This window comes from Oceanobacillus sp. FSL K6-0251 (genome assembly GCF_038004725.1).
Lineage (GTDB): Bacteria > Bacillota > Bacilli > Bacillales > Amphibacillaceae > Oceanobacillus > Oceanobacillus oncorhynchi.
Window position 1 is genome coordinate 4715933 of record NZ_JBBORS010000001.1, and the last position, 19092, is coordinate 4735024.

19 protein-coding genes are annotated in these 19092 nt (G+C 37.9%); 2 read left to right on the top strand and 17 right to left on the bottom strand.

What is annotated here, in order from left to right:
• Positions 1–71 precede the first annotated feature (71 nt).
• Both MKY45_RS22875 and MKY45_RS22880 read left to right on the top strand, forming a co-directional pair.
• Entirely contained in the window at positions 72–1004 is a 933-nt protein-coding gene (locus tag MKY45_RS22875) for an ABC transporter ATP-binding protein (RefSeq protein ID WP_332093976.1), read from the top strand.
• Positions 997–1773 (top strand): hypothetical protein, encoded by a 777-nt coding sequence (locus MKY45_RS22880; protein ID WP_256705443.1) that lies wholly within the window; start codon positions 997–999, stop codon positions 1771–1773. The genes MKY45_RS22875 and MKY45_RS22880 overlap by 8 nt, the downstream gene beginning before the upstream one ends.
• Positions 1774–1855: 82 nt before the next feature.
• Here the strand turns inward: MKY45_RS22880 and MKY45_RS22885 are convergent, their stop codons facing one another.
• From MKY45_RS22885 to rpmH, 17 genes are all read right to left on the bottom strand, one after another.
• Complete coding sequence (locus tag MKY45_RS22885) at positions 1856–2743, bottom strand: sensor histidine kinase (RefSeq protein WP_341173455.1); 888 nt, start codon at positions 2741–2743, stop codon at positions 1856–1858.
• Positions 2740–2979, bottom strand: coding sequence for a winged helix-turn-helix domain-containing protein (locus MKY45_RS22890; protein ID WP_332093973.1), 240 nt, complete (start codon positions 2977–2979; stop codon positions 2740–2742). Before MKY45_RS22890 ends, MKY45_RS22885 begins: the two co-directional genes overlap by 4 nt.
• A gap of 60 nt (positions 2980–3039) precedes the next feature.
• A complete protein-coding gene (locus MKY45_RS22895) occupies positions 3040–3423 on the bottom strand; it encodes a response regulator transcription factor (RefSeq protein WP_332093972.1) in 384 nt (127 codons plus the stop codon).
• 146 nt (positions 3424–3569) lie between these two features.
• Positions 3570–4451 carry a metal ABC transporter permease gene (locus MKY45_RS22900; protein WP_256705446.1) on the bottom strand — a complete coding sequence of 294 codons (882 nt, stop codon included), beginning with the start codon at positions 4449–4451 and terminating at the stop codon, positions 3570–3572.
• The gene (locus MKY45_RS22905; RefSeq protein ID WP_256705447.1) at positions 4448–5368 is read right to left on the bottom strand and encodes a metal ABC transporter permease; all 921 of its coding nucleotides are present in this window, start codon (positions 5366–5368) and stop codon (positions 4448–4450) included. Before MKY45_RS22905 ends, MKY45_RS22900 begins: the two co-directional genes overlap by 4 nt.
• Entirely contained in the window at positions 5343–6107 is a 765-nt protein-coding gene (locus MKY45_RS22910; protein WP_256705448.1) for a metal ABC transporter ATP-binding protein, read from the bottom strand. The genes MKY45_RS22905 and MKY45_RS22910 overlap by 26 nt, the downstream gene beginning before the upstream one ends.
• Position 6108: 1 nt before the next feature.
• A complete protein-coding gene (locus MKY45_RS22915; RefSeq protein ID WP_256705449.1) occupies positions 6109–7071 on the bottom strand; it encodes a metal ABC transporter solute-binding protein, Zn/Mn family in 963 nt (320 codons plus the stop codon).
• Positions 7072–7921: 850 nt separating this feature from the next.
• Positions 7922–8761, bottom strand: a complete 840-nt coding sequence (locus MKY45_RS22920; RefSeq protein ID WP_042528669.1) for a ParB/RepB/Spo0J family partition protein — start codon at positions 8759–8761, stop codon at positions 7922–7924.
• Positions 8742–9515 (bottom strand): ParA family protein, encoded by a 774-nt coding sequence (locus MKY45_RS22925; RefSeq protein ID WP_042528667.1) that lies wholly within the window; start codon positions 9513–9515, stop codon positions 8742–8744. The genes MKY45_RS22920 and MKY45_RS22925 overlap by 20 nt, the downstream gene beginning before the upstream one ends.
• A gap of 274 nt (positions 9516–9789) precedes the next feature.
• Positions 9790–10647, bottom strand: a complete 858-nt coding sequence (gene noc / locus MKY45_RS22930; protein ID WP_042528665.1) for a nucleoid occlusion protein — start codon at positions 10645–10647, stop codon at positions 9790–9792.
• 525 nt (positions 10648–11172) lie between these two features.
• Positions 11173–11889, bottom strand: coding sequence for a 16S rRNA (guanine(527)-N(7))-methyltransferase RsmG (gene rsmG, locus MKY45_RS22935; RefSeq protein ID WP_042528663.1), 717 nt, complete (start codon positions 11887–11889; stop codon positions 11173–11175).
• A gap of 266 nt (positions 11890–12155) precedes the next feature.
• On the bottom strand, positions 12156–14042 hold the full coding sequence (gene mnmG, locus MKY45_RS22940; RefSeq protein WP_193063767.1) for a tRNA uridine-5-carboxymethylaminomethyl(34) synthesis enzyme MnmG: 1887 nt from the start codon (positions 14040–14042) through the stop codon (positions 12156–12158).
• A gap of 34 nt (positions 14043–14076) precedes the next feature.
• Positions 14077–15453, bottom strand: a complete 1377-nt coding sequence (gene mnmE, locus MKY45_RS22945; RefSeq protein ID WP_042528659.1) for a tRNA uridine-5-carboxymethylaminomethyl(34) synthesis GTPase MnmE — start codon at positions 15451–15453, stop codon at positions 14077–14079.
• A 285-nt stretch (positions 15454–15738) separates the two neighbouring features.
• Entirely contained in the window at positions 15739–16350 is a 612-nt protein-coding gene (gene jag / locus MKY45_RS22950; RefSeq protein WP_042528657.1) for an RNA-binding cell elongation regulator Jag/EloR, read from the bottom strand.
• A 217-nt stretch (positions 16351–16567) separates the two neighbouring features.
• Positions 16568–17326 (bottom strand): membrane protein insertase YidC, encoded by a 759-nt coding sequence (gene yidC / locus MKY45_RS22955; RefSeq protein ID WP_042528655.1) that lies wholly within the window; start codon positions 17324–17326, stop codon positions 16568–16570.
• A gap of 82 nt (positions 17327–17408) precedes the next feature.
• On the bottom strand, positions 17409–17756 hold the full coding sequence (gene rnpA / locus MKY45_RS22960) for a ribonuclease P protein component (protein ID WP_042528654.1): 348 nt from the start codon (positions 17754–17756) through the stop codon (positions 17409–17411).
• Between the two features lie 156 nt (positions 17757–17912).
• Positions 17913–18047: a 50S ribosomal protein L34 gene (rpmH, locus tag MKY45_RS22965; RefSeq protein WP_042528652.1), complete on the bottom strand. Its 135-nt coding sequence runs from the start codon at positions 18045–18047 to the stop codon at positions 17913–17915.
• Positions 18048–19092 lie beyond the last annotated feature (1045 nt).

The following is a 19092-nucleotide window of genomic DNA, read 5'->3' on the forward strand; positions in this document are numbered from 1 at the left end:
GAGAATTGATTGAGCAAAATCTGAGAAACACCCTTTATGATATAGAATATAAGGAATGGGAGGTAAATGAAATGGAAACTGTATTAGAAATTAAGTGCTTGAATAAGAAATATAAAGACCAATATGCTCTTAAAAACGTTTCTTTATCCATACAAAAAGGAGAAATCTACGGTTTAATTGGCAGAAATGGAGCGGGAAAAACAACCCTATTAAAATCCATTGTAAAGCTAATTGCTCCAACAAACGGAAAGATTACATTATTCGGTTCTTCATCTGAAAAAAGCTGGGTAAAAGCTTTAGGCAGAACCGGCAGTGTTATCGAAGTCCCTGTCGCCTATGAGCCGCTTTCCGGTTGGGAAAATCTTGCCTATTACTGCAAACTACGGGGAATTACTGACGAAAAAACGATTATCCAGGAAACGCTGAATATCGTTGGATTAGACCCAAAAGATAAAAAGAAATTCAAACATTATTCTTTAGGAATGAAACAGAAGCTGGGGATTGCGATCGCCATTTTATCCCGTCCTGATTTTCTTATACTAGATGAACCGATTAACGGGTTAGACCCCCTCTCGATTATTGAATTTCGACAGTTGTTAAAACGGTTGCAGCAGGAACAAGGAATGACCATTATTATTTCAAGTCATATCTTATCTGAACTTTATCATGTTGCTACCCGTTTTGGAATTATCCATCATGGTAAATTGATGAAAGAAATCTCAAAAGAAGAATTTGAGACGCTGAGTCAAGAATATATTGTATTACAGACTTCACAGATGGAAAATGCCAGTCGTGTATTGCAAGAAACAAATCATTATCAGCTTAAGATTATTGCCAAAGATAAAATGCATATTTTCGATGACTCACATCACATCAATCATATTATTGTTTTGCTGGTGCAGCAGCAAATTCCTATCGATGGAATCTACTACCAAAAACAAGATTTAGAAAAATATTTTACAAGCCTAGTTCATGAAGAGATGGAGGAGATTACCTATGGTTAATGCGATACGTGCAGATCTTTACCGCTTATTCCATACAAAAGGATTCTATATTACCCAGTTTTTATTAATCCTGTTTGTAGTCATCAGCGTTACAGCAGAAGCCACAGGAAATGTTGGTGTAAATACTTCAGATGGGGCGACAGAGATGCAAAACCATTTGCAGGTTTATGATTGGGACAGCTATCAGACCTTCATTGCTTTTTCCAGCATGGCGAACTTCCTGGTTTATTTCTGTCTGCCTTTACTTGTTATGATTGCAGGCTATGATTTAGTACATAAAAGTTATAAAAATCAACTGACTTCCGGCGTCTCCCGTCTTCAATACTTCGGTTCTAAGTATTTGATTTTCATTGTAGTCACTTTCCTGCAATTTCTGTTTTATTACGCTTCTGCTTTTCTTACTGCTGCTGTTAAGAATGGATTTGGTACCGCTCCACAGGATTTCTGGATGAATGCTTTACAAACAATAGGAATCCAATTTATCGCTTTCCATGCCATTTTTATCATTGGCCTTTGCATTCTGATAATCACATTTTCCAACGTTGCGGGTATCCTTAGCGTCATCCTGCTTCCATTGATTATTAATATTTTAAGTGCTTTTTTCAATATTGGCTGGTTGAAATATGTTGACTTTCAATATGGGATAAATTACGCCTGGGTACGTGACTTGCCGGATTTTTCCTGGCTCGTTTTCCTATGCTTCAGTTTAGGTGTCATCATAGTTATGAGTTATATTGCTTATCAAGCTTTTCGTAATAAAAGCTTATAAAAAAGGAAAAGAAATAAGGTTCTATTGCTTCTGACAGGCAATAGAACCTTATTTCTTTGATCCACCTTGCCCTCCCCTGCTTTTAGCTGTGTGGCCAATCTAACATCACCATAAATAAATCTTCTCTCTCTTGAATAATCAGATAGCCGCCTGTTAATTCAGTAAGCTCTCTTGCAATATACAAACCTAATCCAGAGGAGTCTTCTGTTTTAGACATGTTCTCTGAATAAAAACGCGTCGTCAGCTTTTCTAAATTTTTAATGGGATGCCGCTCCCGATTAATCACTTCTAACTGGATTCTCTCTTGTGTTCCACTTACACGAACCTGTAAATATTCTCTCCCATGCTTTAACACATTTCCAAAAATATTTTGCATGATTCGCTTTAACAAATCGGCATCATTTGTAATGATATACGCTTGTTCTAAATCAATATCAACGTTAAAATTCTTTTCCTGAAGAGCATCATAGTATTGTAATAATTCCTGCTTCACAAGCTCTGTAAGATTCACTGACTGAAATATAGGTTCAATAGATTGCTCTAAAAGGTTTTGGTATTCTAGTAAAATATCTAAACGCCCAGACACTGTACGTATATTATCTTGGATTTTCTCGACGATTGACTTTTCGCTGGTGTCCTTCCTTAATAGCTGCTGCGTATAACCGTTGGCAACTGTCAACGGTGTACGAATGTCATGCGTAATATTGTGAAGAGCTAATTTTAACGTTTCTTGCTCTTGCCTGCTTGCTACTTTCGTCTCTCTCAGCTCTTCAAAAAGCAGGTTAAACACCTTTATTACTTTTTCTACTTCCGTATTCTGTATTCGACTTGTTAACAACAAATTGGTTTTAGATATTTTCTTCGCTTCTATATCCATCAATAATCTTTTTAAAGCGTGTTTCTGTCGAAAATAGAGAATCGCAAAAAGGAAGCATAAACCAGTAGATAATAAAATAACTAGGACTGTCATCTCTGATCACCTGCCAGACGCACTCCTAGCCCCCAGATTGTTTCAATATATTCTTCTTCTGAATCTAAAAGAGCAATCTTTTTTCGCAGATTACTCAGTTGCGCATTTAACGTATTATCCCCCGGCATATATTGCTCCTTCCAAACTCTTTCATATAACTGCTCTTTCGTAAAAATCTGACTGGGATGCTCTAATAGACAGGTTAAAATCTCCAATTCTTTTTTACCAAGCCGCACCCTTTCTCCATCGCGTGAAATTTCAAAATTAGAACTATCTACATAAATATTTTTAATAGATTACGCTCCCCCGGTGACGGACTCCTGCCTGAATTGGCGTAACTGGACCATGACTCTAGCTAATAATTCCTCATCATCAAAAGGTTTTGTAATATAATCATTGGCGCCATTCAGTAAATATTCACTGACTAACTTTTTTTCCCCTAAAGCGGTCAGCATAATCACTGGTACTTGACTGACTTTACGAATCTCTGATAATACTTGGTCTCCATTCTTTCCCGGCAACATAATATCCAATAAAACTAAATCTGGAGATTCCTGCTGAAATAACAGCAATCCTTCTGTACCTGAATAAGCTCCTGCCACGGGATAATGCTCTGACAACAGGTTTACTATCATTTGATTGATTTCGTTATTGTCTTCTATTACTAAAATTTTCGCCATATGTTGATTACTCCTATTATTTTTTCTCTTATCTGTAAGTATAGCAAAAGAAAAAGGAATTCCATATCCTATTCCAGATACGAAATCCCTTTTGAAAAGATTTTATCGTGGTGCGTCGAAAATCTCCCGCTGGAGGAAATTTCACTTTACGCCTCTTCCCTGATTTCTGCCGGCCGAACCCATCTCGAGATCAGACCATGCTTTGGCGAGAGCAGGAAGGTTATAAAAAAGATACAGCCTGTCATAAGCGCCATGGATCCGGAAATAGATGTATTCAGCCACGTAGCTACCCAATATCCTGCAACAGCGGAGATGATGCCAAATCCACCGCTTAAAAACAGCATCAAGATTAATTTATCTGTCCATAGGTAAGCTGCTGCTGCTGGAGTAATCAGCATGGCAACCACAAGGATGGCACCGACTGCATCAAAAGAAGCAACGGTGGTTACCGACACAAGTGTCATAAATAAGTAGTGAAAGAAAATCACTGGTATACCTATGCTTGCTGCCAGCGCCGGATCAAAAGAAGTAATTTTCCATTCCTTATAAAAGGCAATAATAAAGAAAATCACAACAATTAACACAAGTGCAAGAATAGCAGTGGCTTTAGGTACTGATCCGATCAATGGAATATCCATTGTTGTAAATGGAACAAATGTTATTTCCCCCATCAATGCGTGCTGTACGTCTAAGTGCACATTCCCAACAGAGGTAGAAATTAAAATAACACCAATGGCAAATAAGGTTGTAAATACAATTCCCAAGGAAGCGTCGTGCTGTACCTTCAAGTTATTAAGGGATTGCACAAGGAATGCAGTAAGAATTCCGGCAAAAATACCGCCTACTAGCATTGCGGTTCCAGATAACTGCTGTGTTACCATATAAGCTAATACAATCCCAAGCAGCACCGTATGGCTAATTGCATCTGCCATCATCGCCTGTTTCTTCAGGATGAGATATACACCGATTAAGCCGCAGGAAAGACCCACAAGAGATGCTGTTAAAATAATCCACATCGTATAAGTCATTGTGATCCTCCTTTTTCAGCTGCTAATGGATGCTTTTTTTGAGATGCCCGCTGCTGCATTTTAAATTGGATGAAATTAATAACTATCCCTTTTTCCTTTCCAAATAATAAGGAAAGGATAAAAACAGTGGAGGAAGTGAGGACGATAAAAGGTCCTGTCGGCAATCCGCTTCCTGTGGAGCTTACCCATGTACCAAACGCACCAGCTAAGCCTCCTATTGCAGAAGAAAGCAAAATCATCATTTTAAAGGAATGCGTCCAATATCTTGCACTCACAGCCGGGATAATCAGCATCGCAGCCATTAAAATAACACCAACCGCCTGGATACCAATAACAATGGTTGTTACCAGCACGATGGTATACAGCACGTTCATGCCGCGTATGGACATTCCGACACCTTTTGCAAAGTTAGCATCGAATAAGAATAATTTCCATTCCTTGAAAGCAAGGAATATAATCAAAATAACAATTGATGCCAGTGCAATCATTGTAATGACATCGGAACGAACCATTGCCGCTGCCTGCCCATAGATAAAGTTATTTAATCCGCTCTGGTTCCCGCCGGGAGAACGGTTGGCAATCGCCAAAAGCATAATACCGACACCGTAAAAGACGGATAACGTCATTCCCATGGCGGTATCTTCCGTAATTCTTGTCGCGCTCGAAAACCATTGAATAAAAAAGGCCCCTAAAAGCGCACTGAGTGCTGCACCAATAACAAGTAATAATAAATTTTTTTCCTGGATGATCAAGAAAGCTACTACAACACCGGGTAATGCTGCGTGGGACAAAGCGTCACTCATCAGATTTTGTCTTTTCCAATAAGCTAAGCATCCGATTCCCCCTGCAGCGATACCCAAAATCATAGTACTTGCCATCACCCATAGCGTATTAATGTGAAGAAGATTGGATAACATATTGATCTCCCTTTCCAACCCATTGCATATCTCCACCATACGTTGTCGCTATATTATTCGTTGTGAACACTTCTTCTGTTTTCCCATGAGCATATACGGTTTTATTTAAAAATAAGACATGGTCAAAATATTCTGGGACGGTTTGCAGATCGTGATGGACAACCAACACGGTCTTGCCATTGCTCTTTAATTCTTTCAAAATAGTCATAATCGCTTTTTCCGTAGACGCATCTACTCCTGCCAAAGGTTCATCCATAAAGTATAGTTCCGCATCTTGAGCGAGTGCACGTGCTAAGAATACACGCTGCTGCTGCCCTCCTGATAACTGACTGATTTGACGATGTGCATAAGCTTCCATACCCATCTTCTTCAAGGCATTCATTGCTTTTTCTTTATCTTTTTTAGAAGGAATACGAAACCAGCCGATTTTTCCATATAGCCCCATGGTTACTACATCCAGAGCATCCGTTGGAAAATCCCAGTCAACCGAGCCGCGTTGAGGGACATAACCGATTTTCTTCTTTGCAGTTTTAAAAGGACTGCCCCAAAATCTGACATTTCCTGTCAGCTTGGGGTGAAGTCCTAACATGGTCTTGATTAATGTCGATTTACCGGCACCGTTAGGACCGACAATCGCTGTAATCGTTCCTTCTTTCACTTCAAAACTTACATCATTCAATACTTTATTTTTTTGGTAAGAAGCTGATAAATCATCTACGCATATTACAGATGATGTCATCTTACTCATCTCCTCCAGATAATGCTTCATAGATTGTATTTATATTATGCTTATACATTCCAATGTATGTGCCTTCGTCTGTTCCCTCTTCGCCCATTGCATCAGAATATAGTTCTCCGCCGATTTCTACTTCCATTCCATTATTGGAAGCTCCTTCAATAACTGCATTGATCGTGTCCTGATTCACGCTGCTTTCTACAAATATAGCTGGAACTTCATGTTCTTCAATAATAGAAATGGTATTATTCACATCAGAAACACCGGCTTCACTTTCTGTACTGATTCCCTGCAGACCAACTACTTCCATATCGTGTAACTGACCAAAATAATTAAATGCATCATGTGCCGTTACAAGCACGCGCTGCGCTTCAGGGATATCTTGTAATTTTGCTGCTTCTTCATCTAGTTCTTCTAGCTGTGCAAAATATTCCTGTTTTCCTTCTTCCAGTTCATCTGCATGCTCAGGAGCATACTCTTTTAATTCTTCTACTGCAGCATCTAATGCGTCCTGCCACAGATTATAATCAAACCATATGTGTGGGTCTGGAGCTCCCGGCTCTTCTTCATCTTCTAAGAGAGCATCCTCAGGCAATGTTTCCCCAATTGCCAACACTGGTTTTTCGGAGCTGATTGATTCTAATGGTTCTTCCATATTCGCTTCTAAATGTAACCCAGAATAAAAGACGACATCTGCTTCTGATAACGTAGCTATATCCCCCTGTGTTGGGTCATATAAATGCGGATCCACAGAAGGCCCCATTAATGTCTCTACATTTACTAGGTCTCCGCCAATCTGGGATATCGGCTCCCCGATTTGCGCAATTGTTGTGACAATTTCAATTGGCTTGTCACCTGATGCGCCTCCGCTTCCGTTTTCTTCCTCACTGTCTGAGCCGCAAGCTGCTAAAACGAATACTCCCGTTAGTATAGCAAAGCCCAGTATTTTCTTCCAAGCTTTCTTCATCTTTCTTCCTCCCTCGTTTTTTGCATAAGGTAAACTTTATTATCTAATCCCTACTTTATGCATTGTATTTCGTTTTGTCAAGTAAATTTTAGATAGTCTACTATTTTTCCCTAAGGAAACATTTAACACATTAAATTCCATTAAACGTTTACATAGTTAATTTGAAAGACCTTTTCAGAATAATTAAGCTATCTAAATACATATTTTTTTCATGTGAAAAATTTTTTAACTTGTATTCGTTCATCCATATATGCAAACAGTAAATCGTATTTACAGTCTCTGCAATTACATTTTGAGCAGGATACGTAAATATTGAGGCTTAGCTTATTAGGCTAAAGCTAACTTTCCTAAGCATCAGAAATTTTATTTACCATATATTCCCAGCATATAAAATAAAACAGTTTTATTTTTTGTCAAAATGACTTCTTTCGTTCCATCTACACCTAGCTTGTTTACGACGATTAAGAAAAACCAAGAATACCGCTTGATCTTTAAAACACGAGTATTCTTGCCAAAGAGATGTCCACTGCGACGGGTTTCGATGGGACGAGTAATCGCAATCCCAGTCCCAGTGTGAAGACCCCGCAGAAAAAAGCGAACTTCTTTTTTTCTACCCGCGGGGCATGAGTGCGACTATGCTTCTGTCTGCGCCTGTCGGCTTGCCAATCAGGAAGTCTTCTTTAAAGGAGATGGGCTCGAGGCCCACGGAAAGCGGAGTGTATTTCTGGAGCCTAAGATTACTCACCCCATGAAATCCGTTGGAGCGGCTATCCTCAACATTTTATACTTTCTTACTTTTTAACAAAAAAACAGCCGATATACTGCTTATTTGCAGTATATCGGCTGTTTCCTATTTTTCCAGATATTCCAGAATACGATTTAAATCATCGTCATTGTAAAATTCAATTTCAATTTTACCTTTTTTCTTTCCTTTATGAATATGAACGGCTGTGCCAAGCGTATCACGAAGCACCGTTTCTCTTTCCTGGATAAATACATCCTTTTTCGGCTTCTTCTTCTGTTGTTTCACTTGTTTTTCGTTCATAGCGATAATAAGCTTCTCTGCCTGCCGCACATTTAACTTCTCATTGCGTATTTTATTGGCTACAGCAAGCATCGCTTCCTGTTCTTTTAACCCAAGTAATGCCCGTCCGTGTCCCATGGATAACTCACCATTATTAATATGAGCAATTACTTCCTCGGGCAAGGATAATAAACGAATCATATTCGCAATATGGGAACGGCTCTTCCCTAATCTTTCAGCCAGGACGTGCTGCGTAATATTCAGCCTGTCTACTAAATTAGCGTAGGCTTGTGCTTCTTCAATTGGAGTCAGGTTCTCACGTTGCAAGTTTTCTAGTAACGCAATTTCCATCATGCGTTCATCTGTCAATTCACGGACAATAGCAGGAATTGTCTCTAATCCAGCTTCTTTTGCTGCCCGGCATCTTCTTTCCCCGACAACAATTTCAAAACCTTTAAGGCTTTTCCGTACAATAATCGGCTGAATAACACCGTACTCTTTAATCGAGTCTTTTAGCTCTTCAATAGAATCTGCCTGAAAGCTCTTCCTTGGCTGATAAGGATTGGGACGACAATGAGATAATTCAATTTCCTGCACATTATCTTTACTGTCTTTTTCAGCTTCTGGAAACAACGCGTTAATTCCTTTACCTAACCCTCTCTGCATTTGTCATCACTTCCTTCGCTAAATCAAGATATACCTCTGCACCACGAGATTTGGAATCATAAGAAATAATCGGCTGGCCATGACTCGGTGCTTCCCCTAAACGAACATTTCTTGGAATAATGGTTTCAAATACTTTATCTTGGAAATACTTCTTCACTTCTTCAATCACTTGAAGACCGAGATTAGTACGTGCATCCAGCATCGTTAAAAGAACCCCTTCTATCATTAATTCTGTATTCAAATGCTTTTGCACTAATCGTATTGTATTTAATAACTGGCTCAAGCCTTCCAATGCATAATACTCACATTGTACTGGAATCATAACAGTATCGGATGCGGTTAATGCATTAATTGTCAGTAATCCCAATGATGGCGGACAATCAATAATAATATAATCATACTGGTCTTTTATCTCGCTTAATGCCGTTTTCAGTCGAATTTCTCTTGAAATAATGGGAACAAGTTCAATTTCTGATCCTGCCAGTTGAATCGTTGCAGGAATAATATCTAAGTTCTCTAAATTCGAGGGAACAATGACATCTGCTGCTGGTGTATCTTCTACTAATACATTGTAGATACATTGACTGACATCTGCTTTATTCACGCCTACCCCGCTTGTTGCATTTCCTTGGGGGTCTGTGTCCACGAGTAATACCTTATTCCCCAATGAAGCTAAGCAAGCACTGACATTCACAGATGAGGTTGTCTTTCCAACGCCTCCTTTTTGATTTGCGATGGATATAATTTTTCCCATGTTGACACCTACCTTAGTTGGAGGTTGTTCAAATTTTTCCTGATAAAATGAAATTTCATTCTTTTCATCAAAAAAAATTGAGCAATCACTTCTCTATTCACTATCATAGCATTTATTTTAAATTTACGATGCTTTCTAGCATTTTTTAATTTAATTTTAATATAGAACAATCCAAAATACTACCCGAGCAAATGTATCATGTATGTTCAAAACAAAATACCCATCTAATCTTAAGATGGGCAAAGAAAAGCCGGTATGCTAATTCATTCTGCTGCTATTTTTGCTTAGGTATTTTAATGGTTATCTGATAATAATCATCGAGTTCTTGTTCATCTGATTCCACATCAACACCCGTATCTGACACCATATTAAGGGACTGTCGGATTGTATTCATTGCAATCCGGACATCTTTATTAATACCTTTGAATTTTGGTTTTGGCTTCTTTTTTTCCTCTTTTGGCTCATTGATTTTAGAGATTCGCTCTTCTGTTTGCTTCACATTTAATTCTTTCTCAAGAATTTCTTTTAACAGGAGAAGCTGCTGTTCCTCGTCCTTTAACTTAATTAAAGCACGTGCATGTCTTTCTGTAATTAATTTTTCCAATAAAGCATCCTGCACTTCTTTCGGAAGCTTTAATAATCGCAGTTTATTAGCGATTGTAGACTGGTTTTTACCAAGACGCTGCGCTAATGCTTCCTGCGTCAAATCATGCAGCTCAAGCAATTTATTATATGCTATGGCTTCTTCTATTACTGTCAGTTCTTCCCGTTGCAGATTTTCAATAAGTGCAACAGAAGCTGTTTCCGTATCACTCATTTCACGAATAATTGCGGATACTTGTTTCCAGCCTAAATGCTGAACTGCTCTCCATCTTCTTTCCCCTGCAATTAACTCAAAGGAATCTTCATCTAGTTTACGAACGACAATTGGCTGAATCATTCCATGTGTGTGTATGGTTTGTGCTAATTCTTTTATTTTTTCTTCTTGAAAAATCGTTCGTGGCTGGTAGCGATTGGCCTGAATTTTATCGATATCGATTTGAATCACTTCATCTGAAGAATAGGAAACCTTCTCCGTATCAATTGGATCCTTATCGCTTTTTCCAAATATCCGATTAAAAGGACTCACCACTTGCTGACACCACCTTCTAAAATTAACAAACTATTCATTATCAAATCTATTAAAAATAAAAGCCCGAAGCTGTACGAGCTTTCACAGAACGGGACTTAGATTAGCTCGGGGCTGTAATCACCTGCCCCATCGAAGAGATTTCGTGATTACGCGTCCCACCGAAAACATTTAAGATAACTTCAACATCTCTTGTCACGCTTAAACGGACAATTTTTAGCAGAGGTTTCTTTTTCATATGTTAACATTCCTAATTTACTTCTTAATTAAAAGATAATGTTTCACGTGAAACATTATTAAACTTTCCAAATTACTTCGTGAATTCATCTACTATTATATAGATGGTTTATTCACCTGTACAACATTCATATAATAGCATCTATCCTTTTATAAATACAACAACGAACAGTCCATATGTACAGTTTCTATTTTACCATACCTACCGCTGAAAAAATATAAAATGAATTTAAATAATCGAAAGCGCATCTTTTTGTCAGTTTGTGAATCTTTTTTTAGATTAAAAAGCAGCTATTCAATTGGTTCTTTATTTGGTACTCCTGCTTTTCTAGGATATTTTTTTGGTGTCTTTCGTTTCTTTGCGATTTTAACAATAGAACGTTCTCCTGCATCAGGGGAAAGTGTGAACGTATCAATCGATTCTACTTCTCCCCCAAGCAATTCAATCGCTGCTTTTCCTGTTTCCAGCTCTTCTTTTGCTTGTGATCCTTTCATCGCAACAAAATAGCCGCCTTTTTTCACAAATGGAAGACATAATTCACTCAACACCGACATTCTGGCTACTGCTCTGGCCGTTACTAAATCATATTGTTCGCGGAATGTATCGTTTTTCCCTGCATTTTCAGCACGGTCATGATAAAAAGCAACGTCAGTCAATCCCAGTGTATTGGCTAAATGGTTTAAAAATGTAATTCGTTTTTTCAATGAATCAATAATAGTTACCTTTAAGTGTGGAAAGCATATTTTCAGTGGAATACTTGGAAAGCCCGCACCTGCGCCAATATCACAAATAGACAGCTCCTGCGTCATATCTGTATGAAAAGCGGCCGTAATACAGTCATAGAAATGCTTTTCATATACTTCTTCTTCCTCTGTAATTGCTGTTAAATTTATTTTTTCATTCCATTCGACAAGCTCTTGAAAATAAAGATGAAATGCTTGTTGTTGTGATTCATTTAATGTTATTCCTTTTTCTTCCAACGCTTGGACAAATTGTTCTGGTTTCATTATAGTCTCCTTTTCCTTCATTTGTATTTGATCATCTGTTCGTTAAAAATAAATTCGATATCAAGCATCCTTTATCTTTTTATATAAGTTGAAATACAAATTTCAACTTATATCAATTACGCGAGAGTTTTATGTATTCTTTTTTATTCATACAGAGAGAACTCCCCTCCCCTGCTGCATCAATATTATCGATACATCAAAATAGAAAGCGCTGTATAATATTTAGAAAAATAGCGACGTATGGATAACGCCGCTATTTTCTTATTTTAATTTGCAATTCGGGCAATATTTCCTTGTTCAATATAAACGAGCAAAATAGAGATATCTGCCGGGTTTACTCCGGAAATTCTGGATGCTTGACCAACAGAAAGCGGGCGTACCTTTTTCAATTTTTCAATTGCTTCTGTGGCAATGCCATTGATTGCATTATAGTCGATATCTGCTGGTATTTTCTTATCTTCCATTTTCAGCATTCTTGCTACTTGCTCTTTTGCTTTTTTAATATAGCCTTCATATTTAATTTGAATCGCTACCTGTTCTTTTACATCATCACTGATATTCTCGTCAATTTCAATCATTTGCTCGACATATTCATACGTTAATTCGGGACGTTTTAATAAATCATATGCTTTAACTGCTTCTTTCATCGGTGCAGCACCAGCGGATTTCATCACGTTTTGTATTTCTTCCGTTGGTTTGACCACGATTTTATTTAGACGTTTCTTTTCTGCTTCCACCTGCTCTTTCTTCGCTGTGAAAGCAGCGTATCTTTCTTCAGAAATTAACCCATAGTCGTAGCCAATATCGGTAAGACGTAAATCTGCATTATCATGACGAAGCAATAAGCGGTATTCTGCACGTGATGTCAGTAAGCGATAAGGCTCATTTGTTCCTTTCGTTACGAGATCATCAATCATTACGCCGATATATGCTTGGGAACGATCTAAGATAATCGGTTCTTTACCAGTTACTTTTGCTGCTGCGTTCATGCCGGCCATTAAGCCTTGACCAGCTGCTTCTTCATAACCTGAAGTTCCGTTAATTTGACCGGCAGTGAATAATCCAGGCAAACGTTTGGTTTCCAATGTCGGCCACAGCTGTGTCGGAACTACCGCATCATATTCAATCGCATAGCCGGCACGCATAATTTCTGCATTTTCCAGACCTGGAACAGATTTTACCATTTCATGCTGCACAGACTCCGGCAAAGAAGTTGATAGCCCTTGTACATAAACCTCTTCTGTATTTCTTCCTTCTGGTTCTAAGAAAATTTGATGTCGGGGCTTATCATTAAAACGAACGATTTTATCCTCAATTGACGGACAATATCTTGGCCCGGTTCCCCGCTTCATACCAGAATACATGGCTGATAACGTCAAATTTTCATTAATTACTTCATGTGTGAATTCATTCGTATACGTTAACCAGCAAGGAATTTGATCTTCAATCACTTCCGTTGTTTCATAAGAGAAGCTTTTCGGATTCTCGTCTCCAGGCTGAATTTCTGTTTGTGAATAATCAATTGTATGGCTGTTTACACGTGGAGGTGTGCCTGTTTTAAAACGTGTTAAGTTAAAACCTAATTCCTCCAGGTTTTCTGATAACTTAATGGATACACGCTGATTATTTGGGCCACTTTCATATTCTAAATCGCCCATCAGCACTTTCCCGCGCATAAATGTTCCGGTAGTCACAATAACCGATTCAGCATAATAAGCTGCTTTTGTTTCTGTAATAACTCCCTTACAAATGCCGTCCTCTACGATAAGCGAGTTTACCATCCCTTGGCGGACCGTTAAGTTCTCTTCATTTTCAACCAGATTCTTCACTTCCTGCATATATACTGGTTTATCAGCCTGTGCACGTAATGCTTGTACAGCCGGCCCCTTTCCAGTATTCAGCATCCGCATTTGGATATAGCTTTTATCAATGATTTTCCCCATAATTCCGCCAAGTGCATCAATCTCCCGTACGACAATACCTTTGGCAGGACCGCCAATAGATGGGTTACAAGGCATAAATGCAATCATATCTAAGTTCAATGTCAGCATTAATGTTTTTGCCCCCATACGGGCAGAAGCATGCGCTGCTTCTATTCCAGCATGACCGGCTCCAACAACAATGACATCATAATTTCCTGCGTTGTAAGTCATTTTTTTCTTCCTTTCCTTTATATAAACATATCCGTTATTTTCCTAAGCAGAACTGAGAGAATAACTGATCAATCAAGCTGTCACTTGCTGTATCGCCAATAATTTCTCCCATAAACTCCCATGAACGTGTTACATCAATTTGCACAATATCCATCGGCATGCCAAGCTCAATTGCCTCGCGAGCATCATCCAAAGCCTGTTTTGCCTGTTTTAACAGCTGAATATGACGTACATTGGATACATACGTTAAATCGCCTGTATCTACTTCACCAGAGAAGAAGGTATTGGCAATTGCCTGCTCCAGCTGATCAACACCCTGCTCTTCAATTAAGGAAGTTGTCACGACAGGCTTGCCTTCTGCAAATTTCCGTACTTCTTCTAAATCTAACTTCTGCTCTAAGTCTGTCTTGTTGATGATGACAATATACTCTAAACCTTGCACAGCTTCAAATAATTTTTTATCTTCCTCACTCAAAGCTTCATTATAATTTAATACAAATAAAATTAAATCGGATTCCTTCAATACCTGTCTGGAACGATCCACGCCAATACGCTCTACAATATCCTCTGTTTCCCGGATTCCTGCTGTATCTACTAAACGTAAAGGAACCCCGCGGACATTCACATATTCTTCAATGATATCACGCGTTGTCCCTGGAACTTCTGTAACAATAGCTTTATTTTCCTGCACCAGGGTATTCATTAAGGAAGACTTTCCGACATTTGGACGTCCAATAATGGCCGTTGCTAAGCCTTCGCGCAAAATTTTCCCTTGCGCTGCAACTTCCAGAAGCTTCTCTATTTCTTCTCCCACCTCTTTGGTCTTTTCCTCCATCAAGGTGTGCGACATTTCCTCAACATCATCATACTCTGGATAATCGATGTTTACCTCTACATGGGCAACGGTCTCCAGTAATTCTTGTCTCAACGTCTGAATAAGCTTCGACAGACGTCCATCCATTTGTTTTAATGCCACATTCATTGCTTTATCTGTCTTTGCACGGATCAAATCCATTACTGCTTCCGCTTGTGATAAATCAATGCGGCCATTTAAAAAGGCACGTTTAGTGAACTCGCCCGGCTCGGCCAGACGTGCTCCTTTTGCGAGCATAATCTCTAACACACGATTCACGGAAACCAATCCGCCATGACAGTTGATTTCAACAATATCTTCACGGGTGAAGGTTTTCGGAGCACGCATCACGGAAACCATAACCTCTTCTGCTAATTCCTTTGTTTCCGGGTCAATCACTTTCCCATAATGAATTGTATGGGAATCTGCCTCTTTCAGGCTCTTTCCTTCAAACACATCCGAGGCTAACGGAATTGCTTCCGGTCCGCTTAGACGCACAATTGCAATCGCCCCCTCACCTACTGGAGTGGATATCGCTGCTATTGTATCTGTATCCATACTTATTCACCTGCCTTCCTTTCATTCTATATCTATAAATTAATTCGTTAATTTTTATTATCACTAACAATCAAGAATAACATAGTTTTAGAAAAAAGGAAACTTATCCACAAAAATAGTTTTGTTTATTTTCGACCTAGTGTTATCCACATGTGCATAACACTATTTAATCATTCTCTTCCTGCCAGGATAGCAAGATATATATACTTATTATTAGGTGCGAAAGTTGATTAAAATACAAATGAAAAGCCAGAAAGATTTTAATCTCCCTGGCTTTCCTTTTATCTATGGTTTTATAACAATATGACGATGTGGCTCGACGCCGTCAGAATAAGTAGAAACCTGCTTATCCTGCAGGACGCTATGGATAATTTTACGTTCAAATGCCGGCATCGGCTCCAGTACTACTTTTTTCTTCGTTTTCTGTGCTTTATCTCCCATTTTTAACGCGAGTGATTCCAGTGTTTCTTTTCTTCTCGCGCGGTAACCTTCTGCATCTAAGGTTACCGTATAGTACGTATCATTCTGTTTATTAATGACTAAATGAACTAAATATTGCAGCGCATTTAAAGTCTGGCCCCGTTTTCCGATAAGCTTCGCAATATTTTCATGATGCATCGTATACGTTACATGGTTTCCCTTTATTTCGGTATCTACTTTTACTGAGAGATTCATGTTGCTAGTAACTTCTTTGATAAATTGAGCAGTTTCTTCAACTGGATCCTTTGCGACCGTTACTTTTACATAAGCACGCTTGGACCCAAATATGCCAAACATTCCTCTTTTGCCTTCATCAATGACCTCAACATCTACTTGATTCTCTTCCACTCCCAATTGCTCCAGAGCTGATTGAATCGCTTCTTCAACGGTTTGACCACTTGCAGTTACTTCTCTCAATCGCTTCCCCTCCATTAATCACAGCATGAGTATCCGTAATTTCCCTTACTTGGCAAAAAATGATATATACTTTTGTGAGGGAAAACGGCTGCTATATCTTCTGATTAAGTACTGTAGCTAGGACTTTTGATGAATTCACATATATTTTTAAAAATGCAAAATATTTAACTATTTTTCTTATAAATAATGGGGGAATTTCTTCCCCCATTATTAAAAATTATTTTTTTGACATCATCGGCTTATTAATAAGAAGTGTCTGGAATACCATAAATATGTTACCTGTTACCCAGTACAACGCCAATGCTGCCGGGAAGAAGAATGCCATAACACCAATCATGATCGGCATGACATAAAGCATAATCTGCAGCTGTAAACGCATTTGCGGATTACTGTTTGCTGCGGAGTTCGTAGACATCATTAATTTCTGCTGTAAGAACGTAAACAGCGCTGTCAGAATCGGTAAAACAAAATCTGGTGTTCCAAGCTGGAACCAGAGGAAATCATGTGTAGCAATTTCTGTCGTACGTCTGATTGCATGATACATTGCAATAAATATTGGCATCTGTACAAGAATCGGTAAACAACCTGCTAATGGATTGACCCCATTCTTTTGGAATAATTGCATCGTTTCCTGCTGTAATTTCTGCTGTGTATTCGCATCCTTAGACGCATACTTTTTCTGAAGTTCCTGTAATTGCGGCTGCACTTCCTGCATTGCCCTCGTGCTTTTGATCTGTTTTACATTTAATGGTACTAAGAGTAAACGGATAACTACTGTTACCAGGATAATTGCCAGTCCATAGTTTTCATTTAAAAATTCTGCAATCATTGTTATAAACCATGATAATGGGTAAACAAAGATTGTATTCCATATTCCTTCACTTTCAGGTGTAATCGGTTCATCGATTTGGGTACACCCAGCTAAAAAAACCGCTAACACGAGAAATGTGACTAATATCCCGTATTTTCTACGCAAAACATTTCCTCCTTAATATTACCAACGCTTATAATTGCTATTTTAGCTTATTTACATTGCGAATTCTATCCTAAACTTGTTCTTACTTGGAATGTTTAAATAATTTTTCTTTATATAGTAAATGCGAGAGACTTTTTTTCATCATCTCGTAACTCATTGTTTTCGTTGGGTTTCTGGCAATGATTACAATATCATAACAAGGTTTAATATCTTGCTCTAACTCTTGAAAAGACGCTCGCAACAACCTTTTAATCCGATTCCTGACAACGGCATTTCCTATTTTTTTCCCTACAGACAGACCTATCCGAAAATGATCCTGATTATCTTTCTTTTTATAATAAATAACCAGCTGCCTATTTGCGAAAGAATTCCCATGTTTAAATGTTGCCTGAAATTCTTCATTTTTTTTAATCCGAAATTGTTTTTTCACCGTCATCACCTTTTAATTTAACCCGCATACATCTTTTTCTATTCATCTTGTTTCAGCAAACTTGTCCATTTTTATCAGCATAAAATATGTACTCCTTATGTGAATAAGCATATCCTCTAAAATACAGAAAAAAAACCACTGATAGTTGTCAGTGGCTTATGCAGATAAAACTTTACGTCCTTTGCGACGACGACGAGCCAAGATATGACGACCATTTTTTGTGCTCATACGCGTGCGAAAGCCGTGAACTTTTTTACGTTTGCGGTTATTTGGTTGAAACGTTCTTTTCATGAGTGTGCACCTCCTTGGAATCTCCAAGTTCATATTTAAACTAAAATAGCTTATAACTTATCCTTTAGACAGTCCTTGATATTATACGAAAAAATGATTGATTTTGTCAACCGGGTATTTAATAAAATTCCAACGACCTTTATTCCTCACACATTTTTTCGGTCGATATTTTAACTGCTATATATAGTTGAAATAAAATTTTATCATTTTGCGTTCGCTGCGACAGCTGTCGTGTAAAGATTAATCATATTCTCTGCCACACATTTTCATTATTACCATGCTGATATATTCCTTTCCATATAACATCCCCTTTATTCCTTCTAAATTTTACTTCTTCCACTAATCACCTTGCTTTAACATCGATGCAGCTTAATCATTGATTTTGGTATCCCTCCAAAAATAGTACAGAAATTAATACAGCCCGCACAGAATTTCTATTTTAGAAATCACTCTTATTATCCACATCTTATATCGGATATATTTCCTTTCTTTTTTTCTATCCACACAAAAAATAAACAGGATAATCACAAAATACAGTGTTGTTTATAAGCAAAACACACAACAGATAGAATATGTGGATAACTATTTAAAAGCCATTGATTTATTCAGTTTTATTTGGTATTATATTTATGTTTTAGTTTGTGGAAATCATTTCGCAGATAAATCTTATTCACAGATTGTGGATAAGATGTGGATATTCTTTCCACTGATTTTTGATAAAGTTTTCTACAAAGTTGTGGATAGCGTTTATATATGTCATATTTTATTTAGAATTAGCTTTAATAGTATAATGTAAATACCTTTTATATTCGTATTTAATCGTATATATGATTTCTTTTTTATTTATCCACAGCGCTTTTTTTATTTTAATACGTCTGCCTTTCCATCTAATACATGAAATAGATTGAGAGAGGCTTTTTTCTTCATCATAGAAGTTATGAATTTCTATGATGAATATTAATGGAATGCGCTGGTTGATTCTTTTTTATTGCTGTCAGCTATTAAGCCTATTTCCTAACTCAGGTCGAAAGGAGTGAAAGTAACT

Excerpts from the sequence above, each read along its gene's own strand:
- MKY45_RS22905 (WP_256705447.1), bottom strand. The coding sequence starts at position 5,368 with ATGTTATCCAATCTTCTTCACATTAATACGCTATGGGTGATGGCAAGT.
- MKY45_RS22880 (WP_256705443.1), top strand. The coding sequence starts at position 997 with ATGGTTAATGCGATACGTGCAGATCTTTACCGCTTATTCCATACAAAA.
- MKY45_RS22920 (WP_042528669.1), bottom strand. The coding sequence starts at position 8,761 with ATGCAGAGAGGGTTAGGTAAAGGAATTAACGCGTTGTTTCCAGAAGCT.
- MKY45_RS22885 (WP_341173455.1), bottom strand. The coding sequence starts at position 2,743 with ATGACAGTCCTAGTTATTTTATTATCTACTGGTTTATGCTTCCTTTTT.
- MKY45_RS22910 (WP_256705448.1), bottom strand. The coding sequence starts at position 6,107 with ATGACATCATCTGTAATATGCGTAGATGATTTATCAGCTTCTTACCAA.
- rpmH (WP_042528652.1), bottom strand. The coding sequence starts at position 18,047 with ATGAAAAGAACGTTTCAACCAAATAACCGCAAACGTAAAAAAGTTCAC.
- rsmG (WP_042528663.1), bottom strand. The coding sequence starts at position 11,889 with ATGAAACCAGAACAATTTGTCCAAGCGTTGGAAGAAAAAGGAATAACA.
- MKY45_RS22925 (WP_042528667.1), bottom strand. The coding sequence starts at position 9,515 with ATGGGAAAAATTATATCCATCGCAAATCAAAAAGGAGGCGTTGGAAAG.
- MKY45_RS22875 (WP_332093976.1), top strand. The coding sequence starts at position 72 with ATGGAAACTGTATTAGAAATTAAGTGCTTGAATAAGAAATATAAAGAC.
- mnmE (WP_042528659.1), bottom strand. The coding sequence starts at position 15,453 with ATGGATACAGATACAATAGCAGCGATATCCACTCCAGTAGGTGAGGGG.
- MKY45_RS22895 (WP_332093972.1), bottom strand. The coding sequence starts at position 3,423 with ATGGCGAAAATTTTAGTAATAGAAGACAATAACGAAATCAATCAAATG.
- MKY45_RS22915 (WP_256705449.1), bottom strand. The coding sequence starts at position 7,071 with ATGAAGAAAGCTTGGAAGAAAATACTGGGCTTTGCTATACTAACGGGA.
- MKY45_RS22900 (WP_256705446.1), bottom strand. The coding sequence starts at position 4,451 with ATGACTTATACGATGTGGATTATTTTAACAGCATCTCTTGTGGGTCTT.
- mnmG (WP_193063767.1), bottom strand. The coding sequence starts at position 14,042 with ATGACTTACAACGCAGGAAATTATGATGTCATTGTTGTTGGAGCCGGT.